Consider the following 9502-nt stretch of genomic DNA (forward strand, 5'->3'; position numbering starts at 1 on the left):
CCGAGCGTGAGCACCACGTCGCCCGCGCGCACGAGCGCCGCCAGCACGTCGGCCAGCGCGTCGCGCGGGCCGCGCCACGACACCCGGGCGCGGGCCGCGCGCGCCGCCGCCTCCACCCGCCCAGACGTCACGCCGGGGATCGGCTGCTCGCGCGCCTGGTAGATCTCGGTGAGGAACACCGCGTCGGCGCCCGACAGCGCCTCGCCGAACGCGCCGGCGAAGTCGCGTGTGCGCGTGTAGAGGTGCGGCTGGAAGGCCGCGACCACGCGGCGCGACGGGTAGGCCGCGCGCGCCGCCGCCAGCGTGGCCGCGACCTCGGTCGGGTGGTGCGCGTAGTCGTCGACCACGTGCACGCCCGCCGCCTCGCCCAGCCGCTGGAAGCGCCGCTCGACGCCGCCGAACCCCTCGAGCCCCGCGCGCATCCCGTCGAGCGTCGCGCCGAGCAGCAGCCCGACGCCGACCGCCGCGAGCGCGTTGCGCACGTTGTGCAGCCCCGGCACGCGCAGCGCCAGCACGCCCAGCGGCTTGTCGTCGTAGACGACCTCGCACACCGTGCGGTCGCCGTCGGCGCGCGCCTCGACGCGCACGTCGCGCGCGTACAGCCGCGCGTCCGGGTGCGGCGTGGGGTCGGCGACGCCGTAGCGCACGACCTCCGCGCTCGCCGGGTACGGGAGCGAGTTCGCCCCCTCGTCGTCGGCGCACGCCACGACGAAGCGCGCGCGCCCCGCGAACTCGGTGAACGCGCCGCGGATGTCGGCCAGGTCGGCGTAGATGTCGAGGTGGTCCGCCTCGACGTTGGTGACGACGGCGACGGTCGGCGTCAGCGCCAGGAACGAGCGGTCGTACTCGTCGGCCTCGACGACGAAGCGCTCGGTGCCGTCGAAGCGCAGGTTGCCGCCCCACGCGCCGACGCGCCCGCCGACGACGCCCGTCGGCGCGAGCCCGGCGGCGGCCAGCGCCTCGGTGGTCAGCACGGTCGTCGTCGTCTTCCCGTGCGTCCCCGCGATCCCGATGCAGGCCCCGCCGGCGATGGCCTCGGCCAGCGCCTCGGCGCGGCGGATCACCGGCAGCCCGGCGGCGCGCGCCGCGGCCAGCTCGGGGTGGTCCTTGGGCATCGCCGAGGTGACGACGAGCGCCCGCGCGCCGGCGACGTGCGCGGGGTCGTGCCCCTGCACCACCTCGACGCCGAGGCGGCGCAGGTCGTCGGCCGAGCCCGCACTCGCGTCGCACCCGGTGACCGCCGCGCCCCGGCGGACGAAGAGCTCGGCGAGGGCGCTCATCCCGGCGCCGGCGATGCCGACGAAGTGGACCGGGCGGGGGTCGGAATCGAGGAGGAGGGGCATGGCGGCCGGCGCAATATGACGGCCCATCAAGGGCCCCTCAAGGAGAGGTGCCGGCGACGGTCTCCAGGATCCGTGCCGCGATCCGCGCCGCCGCGTCGGGGCGCCCCCGCGCGGTGGCCGCGCCCGCCAGGGCGGCGAGCCGGTCCGGCGCCCCGACTAGCCCCCCGACCTCCGCCGCCAGCCGGGCGGGCGACAGGTCGCGCTGCGGCAGGTGGACCGCCGCCCCCGCGGCCTCGAGGGTGCGGGCGTTGTGCGTCTGGTGGTCGGCCGCCGCCGTGGGCAGCGGGACGAGGACGGCCGGGATCCCCCACGCGCACAGCTCGGCGATCGACATCGCCCCCGCCCGGGTCAGCGCCAGGTCGGCCGCCGCGTACGCCTCGGCGATCGGCGCCAGGTACGGGACGACCCGCACCCGCCCCCCGGCCGCCCGGTCGTGCGCGGCGTACGGCTCGAACTGCCCGCGCCCGGTCGCCCAGATCAGCCCGAGCCCCGCCGGCAGCCCCTCGCCGACCCACCCCGCCAGCGCCTCGTTCAGCGCCCGCGCCCCCTGGCTCCCCCCGAAGGCGAGCAGCACCACCCGGACGTCGGCCGGCAGCTCCCAGCGCGCGCGCGCGGCCGCCCGGTCCGGCCGCCCGGCGGGGGGCGGCTCGATCGGGTTGCCGAAGGCGTGGACCCGCGTCGACGCCCCCGGCGACAGCTCCGCCGCCCCCTCGGGGAAGCCGAGGAAGACGTCGTGGGCGCGGCGCGCGAACAGCTTCGTGGTCTTCCCCGGGTGCGCGTCGGCCTCGGACAGCATGATCGGGACGCCGTGCGTCGTGCCGTACGCGAGCGCCAGCGCCGCCGCGTAGCCGCCGGTCCCGACCACCGCGCGCGGCCGCTCGCGCCCGAACAGCGCCCCCAGCGCCCCCCACGACCGCAGCGCCCCCGCCGCCGTGCGCCAGTTCTTCCACGGCCGCTGCCGGTAGAGCGGGTGCAGGTCGAGGAGCAGGTGCTCGAACTCGGTCGTCGGCAGCACCTCGCGCTCGATCCCGCGCCGCGCGCCGACGAAGAACGGGCGCACGCGCGGATCCTGGCGCACGAGCGCGCGCGCGATCGCGAGCCCGGGGTAGAGGTGGCCGCCGGTGCCGCCGCCGGTGACGATGATCCTCACCGCGACCTTGCCTCGGCGCTCGGCGCTCCGCGCTCCATCCGCGCGCCTTCGTGGGATCCGGCCGAGCGCGGAGCGCCGAGCGCCGAGGAGTTTCGGACGGAGCTCACGCGTTCAGCGGATCCGTCGCCGTCTCCCCCACCACGCGCTGCCGCTCGCTCCCGATGTTGACCAGCAGCCCCGTCATCAGCAGCGACAGCAGCATGTTCGAGCGGCCGTACGAGACGAACGGGAGCGTCAGCCCCGTCGTCGGCAGCAGGCCGATGACGACGCCGATGTGCAGGTAGGCGGTGAGCGCCATCATCATCGTCAGGCCGACCGCCGTCAGCTGCAGGAACGGCGAGCGCGCCTGGCGGGCGATGCGGAAGCCGAGCCAGGTGTAGAGCGCGTAGGCGCCGATCAGCAGCGTCAGGCCGACGAAGCCCCACTCCTCGCCGATGTTGCTCCCGATGAAGTCGGAGTACGGGAACGGGAGGAAGCCGTACTGCTGCCGCCCCTCGCCGAAGCCGACGCCGAGCAGCCCGCCCGAGCCCACGGCGACCAGCGACTGCTTGAGCTGGTAGCTGATCTCGGCGCGCGCGTCGCTGGTGCCGAGGAAGGCGAGGAGGCGCTGCACGACGTAGTTCAGGCGCTCCAGCTCGTGCCACAGTACCGGGATCCCCATGATGCCGAGCGCGATGAAGTGGCCGATGCGCACGCCGCCGGCGAACAGGATGATCGCCATGATCATCACGAACATCATCGCCACCGACAGGTCCGGCTCCAGCGCCGCGAGCACGGCCAGCAGGCCGACGACGACGAGGAACGGGAGCATCCCCTTGCTCAGCCGGCGCAGCGTCCCGCTCTCCTGCTTCTTCACCAGCAGCATCGACGTCCAGACGATGATCGCCAGCTTGGCGAACTCGGACGGCTGGATCGAGCCGCCGAAGAGGAAGCGGCGCGACCCGTGGATCGGCGGCGCGATGCTCTTCGTGAACGGGAGCACCGTCAGCAGCATCGTGAAGATGGCGAGCCCCATCAGCGGCCACGCCCACGTCCGCCAGCGCTCGGCGTCGATCTTGGCGGCCACCGCGAACGCCACCATCCCGGCCGCGATCCCGCTCAGCTGCTTGAGGAAGTAGTGCGCGCTCGACCGCCCCTCCTGCATCGCGGCGATGGCGCTCGCGCTGTACAGCACCGCCAGCCCGAAGGCGAGCAGCACGGCGGTGACGAGCACCAGCGCCCGCGCCTCGACGCCCATCTTCCACCGCTCGCGGATCTGGTCGCGGTTGAGGGCGACGGGCTCGGGGCGCGCGGCGCCGCGCCGGTCGTACGTGCCGACGGCCGCGGGCTCGAGCCCGCGCGCGACGGTGGTCATGGCGTCTCCTGCGGATGCTGCTGGGGCGTGGAGTCGGCGGCCAGCCGCCGGAACTCGGCGCCGCGCTCCTCGTAGTTGCGGAACATGTCGAAGCTGGAGCAGGCGGGGGAGAGCAGCACCGCGTCGCCCGGCCCGGTCAGCGCGCGGGCGCGCGCCATCACCGCGGCGAAGTCGCCGTCGACGCGCTCGACGCGCACCAGCCCGCCCAGGTCCTGCTCGACGATCGGCGCGGCCTCCCCGTAGGCGAGGACGACCTTGCCGTGCGCCCGGAACGGCTCCGCGAGCGCGGTATACGCCTCCCCCTTGTGCCGCCCGCCGAGCAGGAGCACGTAGGGGCGCGTCATCCCCTTCACCGCCACCAGCGTCGAGCTGACGTTGGTGGCCTTGGAGTCGTTGATCCACGCCACGCCGCCGTACGTCCCGACCGGCTCCATGCGGTGCTTGAGCGCGTGGAAGCCGCGCAGCGCCTCGGCGACGGTGCGCCAGAACCCGGCGGGGTCGGCGGCGGTGCGGCCGACGGCGGCCCAGACGGCGGCCGACGCGGCCAGCGCGTTCGCCACGTTGTGGTCACCGAGCAGCGGCAGCTCCTCGCGCCCGAGGAACGGGTCGCCGCGGAAGACGAGCGCGTTCGACTGGCGGTCGAAGCCGAACGGCGCGCGGTCCCCGTTCACGGTCGTGAAGCCGATCCGCTCGCCCGCGACCCGCTCCAGCCCGATCCGCTCGTGCAGCGCGAGCACCTCGGGGTCGTCGGCGTTGAGCACCCAGCGCGAGCCGCCGCCGGCGTTGGCGAAGAGCCGCGCCTTGTCGGAGTAGTACGCCTCGAGCGTCGGGTACCGGTCGAGGTGGTCGGGGCTGAGGTTCGTCACCACGCCGACGGTCGGGGCGACGCTCGGCGTGTCGTGCAGCTGGAACGACGACAGCTCCAGCGCCGCCCACGCCGGCGGCCGCTCGCGCAGCGCCAGCTCGGCGAGCGGGGTGCCGATGTTCCCGGCGTCGACGGCGTCGAGCCCCAGCGCGCGCAGCAGGTGCCCGACCAGCGCGGTCGTGGTGGTCTTGCCGTTGGTGCCGGTGACGGCCACGTACCGGAGGTCGGGCAGGTAGTGCAGCGCGACCTCGATCTCGCCCACCACGGCGACGTTGGCGCCGCGCGCGGCCGCCAGCGGCGGCGCGTCGGGCGGGACGCCCGGGCTGGCGACGACCAGCGCGGCCTTGGCGATGCGCGCCAGGTCGTGTGCCCCCGCCTCGGCGTCCACGCCGAGCGCGCGCAGCGCCTCGGCGGCCGCGCGGGCGGCGTCGCCGGTGCCGGCGTCGGAGGCGTAGACGCGGTGCCCGTCGCGCGCCAGCAGCTCGGCGACCGAGCGGCCGCTCTTCCCGAGCCCGATGACCGCGACCTCGCCCCCCGGGCGGCCGCGGAAGATGCCCGCGTTCATCCTCAGCGCAGCTTGAGCGTGGCCAGCGCGAGGATCGCGCAGAAGATCCCGAGGATCCAGAAGCGCACCACCACCTGCGTCTCGGGCCACCCCGAGACCTCGAAGTGGTGGTGCAGCGGCGCGCGTTTGAACACCCGGTGCTTCTGCGCGTACTCGAGCCCGAAGCGGCGGCGGCGGTACTTGAACACCGACCGCTGCAGGATCACCGAGATCGTCTCGGCGACGAACACGCCGCCGATGATGAGCAGCAGGAACTCGCTCTTGAGCAGGATGGACACCGCGCCCAGCGCGCCGCCGAGGCCGAGCGAGCCGGTGTCGCCCATGAAGACCTGCGCCGGGAAGGTGTTGAACCAGAGGAAGCCCACGCAGGCGCCGAAGATCGCCGCGCAGAAGACGGTGAGCTCCCCCGCCCCGCGCAGGTAGAAGATCTGGAGGTAGAAGCTCGTGTCGATGCGCCCCATGAGGTACGCGAAGATCCCGAACGTCGCCGCCGCGATGGCCGTCAGCCCCGTCGCCAGCCCGTCCAGCCCGTCCGTCAGGTTCACCGAGTTGCTGGCGCCGGTGAGGATGAAGGTCACGAACGGGACGTACAGCCACGCCAGCGACGCCGAGAGCGGGACGATCAGGATGTACTTGAAGAACGGCAGCGTGGTCGACGCGCCGGGCAGCGTCGAGAGCGGCTGCAGCCAGAGGTACAGCCCGAGCACGACGCCCGCCGTGACCTGCCCCGCGAGCTTGTAGCGCTCGACCAGCCCCTCGTTCTTCAGCCCGAGCCGCTTCTGGCGGAGCTTGAGGTAGTCGTCGAGGAAGCCGATGCCGCCCATCCAGAGCATGACCAGCAGCGCGATGAGCAGGTACTCGCCCCCGCGCGCGCCGAAGCGCCCCCACAGCAGCGCCGGGACGACCGTGGCGGCGAGGATGATCAGCCCGCCCATCGTCGGCGTGGAGCCCTTGCCGGCGTGCGTGTCGGGGGTCCCCTCGCGCACCACCTGGTTGACCGCCATCGCGCGCAGCCGGCCCACGATCCACGGCCCCACCACGAACGCGATGACGAGCGCCGTCACGAAGGCGGCCGCCGCGCGGAACGTGATGTAGTTGAGGAGGTTGAACAGCCGGACGTCGCGCGCCAGGGGCTGCAGGAAGTAGTAGAGCACGGGGGCGGTGTGGGCGGTCTCAGTGCGGGGCGGGCGCGGACGGCTCGACGCCGGCCCACGCCTCGAGGTGCGGAACGAGGCGCTCGAGGCGCATCCCGCGCGAGGCCTTCAGGAGGATCATCGCGTCGGGCGCGAGGCGCGGCGCCAGCCGCGGCCACAGCTCGTCGACGTCGGGGGCGGCCACCACGCGCGGGTCGCCCGGCGCCACGGCGGTCAGCGCGGCCGCCATGTCGCCCACGCCGGCGACCACCTCGAGCCCGCGGGCGAGCGCGTCGCGCGCCAGCTGCTCGTGCAGCCGCGCGGCGTGCGGCCCCAGCTCGCGCATCGAGCCGAGCACCACGACGCGCTCGCCCCCGGCGGCGGCGCCGACGAGCAGGGCGAGCGCGGCGCGCGCCGAGTCGGGGTTCACGTTGTACGCGTCGTTGACCAGCGTCGCCGCGCCGAGCGGCGTCCACGCCGAGCGCATGCTCGGCACCGGCATCGCCGCCAGCCCGCGCGCCGCCGAGGCGAACGGGATGCCGAGCGCGCGCGCGGCGGCCAGCGCCAGCATCGCGTTGCGCAGGTTGTGCGCGCCGCGCAGCGGGGTGCGCACCTCGACGCCGTCGACCACCAGCGTCCCCGTCCCGTCGGGGTGGAGCTCCCAGCGCTCGGCGCGCAGGTCGCCGACGTCCAGCCCCGCGCTCTCGACGCGGCGGGCCCGCCCGCGCGCGGCATCCCCGACCTCGGGCTGGTCGGCGGGGACGACCGCCAGCTCGGCGTCGTCGAAGGCGTCGCTCTCCTCGCGCAGCACGCCGGCCAGGTCGCCGAGCCCCTCGAGGTGCTCCTCGCCGATCGAGGTCAGGACGACCAGCTCGGGCTCGACGATCGCGCGCAGCCGGCGGATCTCGCCGGGCATGTTCGTCCCCATCTCGACCACCGCGACCTCGGTGGCCGGCGGGAGCGCGAGCAGGGTGAGCGGGACGCCCACCAGGTTGTTGAGGTTCCCCGTCGTCGCGTGCACCGTGCGCTCGGCGCCGATCGCGGCCCTCAGCAGCTCCTTCGTGCTCGTCTTGCCGTTGGAGCCCGCGACGCCGACGACCGTGCCGCCCCACGTGCGCCGCCAGTGGCGCGCGAGCAGCCCGAGCGCGTGCAGCGTGTCGCGCACCACGAACGCCGCCACGCCGAGCCCCGCGGTGCGCTCGGCGTCCTGCACGACCAGCGCCGCCGCGCCGGCCTTCACGGCGTCGGCGAGGAAGTCGTGGGCGTCGAAGCGCTCGCCGCGCAGCGCCACGAACAGCTCCCCCCCGCGCAGCGCGCGCGTGTCGGTGGCCACGCCGGTCAGCGTCGCCGTGCCGCGCGGCACCGCGCCCGACAGCTCGCCGTCGAGCGCGCGCGCGACCCGGTCGTGGGTCCAGAACGGCGCGCTCACGCGGGCCTCCCGTTCGCCGTCAGCTCGTGCACGATCTCCCGCTCGTCGAAGGGCAGCGTCTCGGTGCCGCGGATCTGATACGTCTCGTGCCCCTTGCCCGCCAGCAGCACGACGTCGTCGGGGCCGGCGAGCGCGATGGCGCGGGCGATCGCGTCGCGCCGGTCGGTCACGCGCAGCCGCTCCCCCGCCCCCATCCCGGCCTCGATGTCGTCGAGGATGCGCTCGGGGTCCTCGGTGCGCGGGTTGTCGCTGGTGACGATGGCCAGGTCGGCGTCGCGCGCGGCGATGCGCCCCATCTCGGGACGCTTGCCGCGGTCGCGATCCCCGCCGGCGCCGAACAGCACGATGAGGCGGCCGGTCGCGAACGGGCGCACGGCGGCGATCGCGCGCTCCAGCGCGTCGGGGGTGTGCGCGTAGTCGCGCAGCACCGTCGGCCCCTCGTGCAGCACCTCCAGCCGCCCCGGCACCTGCGGCTGCGAGGCGAGCCGCGTGACGATGCGGTCGATCGGCATGCCCAGCGCGTGCGCGGCGGCGGCGGCGGCGCAGGCGTTGGCGACGTTGAACGCGCCGATGAGCGGCAGCGTCAGCGGCGCCTCGTCGCCGGCGATGCGGAGCGTGGCGCGCACGCCGCGCGGGCCGAACGCGAGGTCGCGCACCGTCACGTCGGCGTCGGCGCCCGACGCGCTGAACGTCACCACCCGCGGCGTCGCGGGCAGCCCGACCCACGACGGGTCGTCGGCGTTGACCACCGCGGCGCCCTGCGGCGTGAGGTGCTCGACCAGGCGGGCCTTGGCGGCGAGGTACGCCTCCATCGTCCCGTGGTAGTCGAGGTGGTCGCGCGTGAGGTTGGTGAACACCGCGACGTCGAACAGCACGCCCTCGACGCGGCGCTGGTCGAGCGAGTGCGACGACACCTCCATCGCGACCTGCCGCGTGCCGGCGTCGGCCAGGCGGCGGAACAGCCGCTGCAGCTCGACCGGCCCGGGCGTGGTGAGCCCGGACCCGCCGGGGAACGGCGCGCCCTCGGAGCCGAGGCGCACGCCGAGCGTGCCGATCGAGGCGGCGGGCCGCTGCGGGGTGTCGAGCAGGTGGCGCAGCATGTCCACCGTGGTCGTCTTCCCGTTCGTCCCGGTCACGCCGACGAGCGCGAGCTGGCGCGCCGGCTCGCCGTACGCGGCGGCGGCGGCGAGCGCGGTGGCGCGCCGCCCGTCGCGCACCACGAGCGCGGGGAGGTCGGTGCGCGTCGGGTCCTCGACCAGCGCCGCGGCCGCGCCGCGCGCCGCGGCGTCGGCCAGGTAGTCGTGGCCGTCGCGCACGGAGCCGCGCACGGCGATGAACAGCGCGCCGGGGACGACGGCGCGGCTGTCCTCGGTCACGCCCGCGGCGGGCGCGGGAAGCGCGCCGCGCCGCTCGACGAGGAGCCCGGCGCGGTCCAGCGCGTCGGCGATCGCGGCGAGGTCGACGACGGCCGGGGCCTCCGGCAGCTGCGACGGGACGTTCATGGCTCGCGGTAGAGGGTGACCGTCGCGCCCGCGCGCGCGACCGCGCCGGCCACCGGCGCCAGCACCGCGCCCTGCACCGCCCGCCGCACGCGCGCCGCCGGCGCGGCGAGCGTGCGCGTGACGCGCGCCTGCGGCAGCCAGTTCCAGAGGTTGCCGGCGCC

General features: G+C 75.6%; 7 protein-coding genes. All 7 read right to left on the reverse strand.

The window, feature by feature from the left end; genetic code table 11:
* On the reverse strand, positions 1-1343 hold a 1343-nt coding region (gene murC, locus PYV61_RS14740), incomplete at its 3' end, for a UDP-N-acetylmuramate--L-alanine ligase (RefSeq protein WP_275832842.1).
* A 37-nt stretch (positions 1344-1380) separates the two neighbouring features.
* Positions 1381-2493, reverse strand: a complete 1113-nt coding sequence (locus PYV61_RS14745; RefSeq protein WP_275832844.1) for a UDP-N-acetylglucosamine--N-acetylmuramyl-(pentapeptide) pyrophosphoryl-undecaprenol N-acetylglucosamine transferase — start codon at positions 2491-2493, stop codon at positions 1381-1383.
* Between the two features lie 103 nt (positions 2494-2596).
* Positions 2597-3847, reverse strand: a complete 1251-nt coding sequence (locus tag PYV61_RS14750; protein ID WP_275832845.1) for an FtsW/RodA/SpoVE family cell cycle protein — start codon at positions 3845-3847, stop codon at positions 2597-2599.
* Entirely contained in the window at positions 3844-5277 is a 1434-nt protein-coding gene (gene murD / locus PYV61_RS14755; RefSeq protein WP_275832847.1) for a UDP-N-acetylmuramoyl-L-alanine--D-glutamate ligase, read from the reverse strand. The genes PYV61_RS14750 and murD overlap by 4 nt, the downstream gene beginning before the upstream one ends.
* 2 nt (positions 5278-5279) lie before the next feature.
* Positions 5280-6431 carry a phospho-N-acetylmuramoyl-pentapeptide-transferase gene (gene mraY, locus PYV61_RS14760; RefSeq protein ID WP_275832849.1) on the reverse strand — a complete coding sequence of 384 codons (1152 nt, stop codon included), beginning with the start codon at positions 6429-6431 and terminating at the stop codon, positions 5280-5282.
* 19 nt (positions 6432-6450) lie between these two features.
* Positions 6451-7839 carry a UDP-N-acetylmuramoyl-tripeptide--D-alanyl-D-alanine ligase gene (murF, locus tag PYV61_RS14765; protein ID WP_275832851.1) on the reverse strand — a complete coding sequence of 463 codons (1389 nt, stop codon included), beginning with the start codon at positions 7837-7839 and terminating at the stop codon, positions 6451-6453.
* Positions 7836-9341, reverse strand: coding sequence for a UDP-N-acetylmuramoyl-L-alanyl-D-glutamate--2,6-diaminopimelate ligase (locus PYV61_RS14770; RefSeq protein ID WP_275832853.1), 1506 nt, complete (start codon positions 9339-9341; stop codon positions 7836-7838). The genes murF and PYV61_RS14770 overlap by 4 nt, the downstream gene beginning before the upstream one ends.
* Positions 9342-9502 lie beyond the last annotated feature (161 nt).

Origin of the sequence: Roseisolibacter sp. H3M3-2, from assembly GCF_029211165.1 — a bacterium.
Lineage (GTDB): Bacteria > Gemmatimonadota > Gemmatimonadetes > Gemmatimonadales > Gemmatimonadaceae > Roseisolibacter.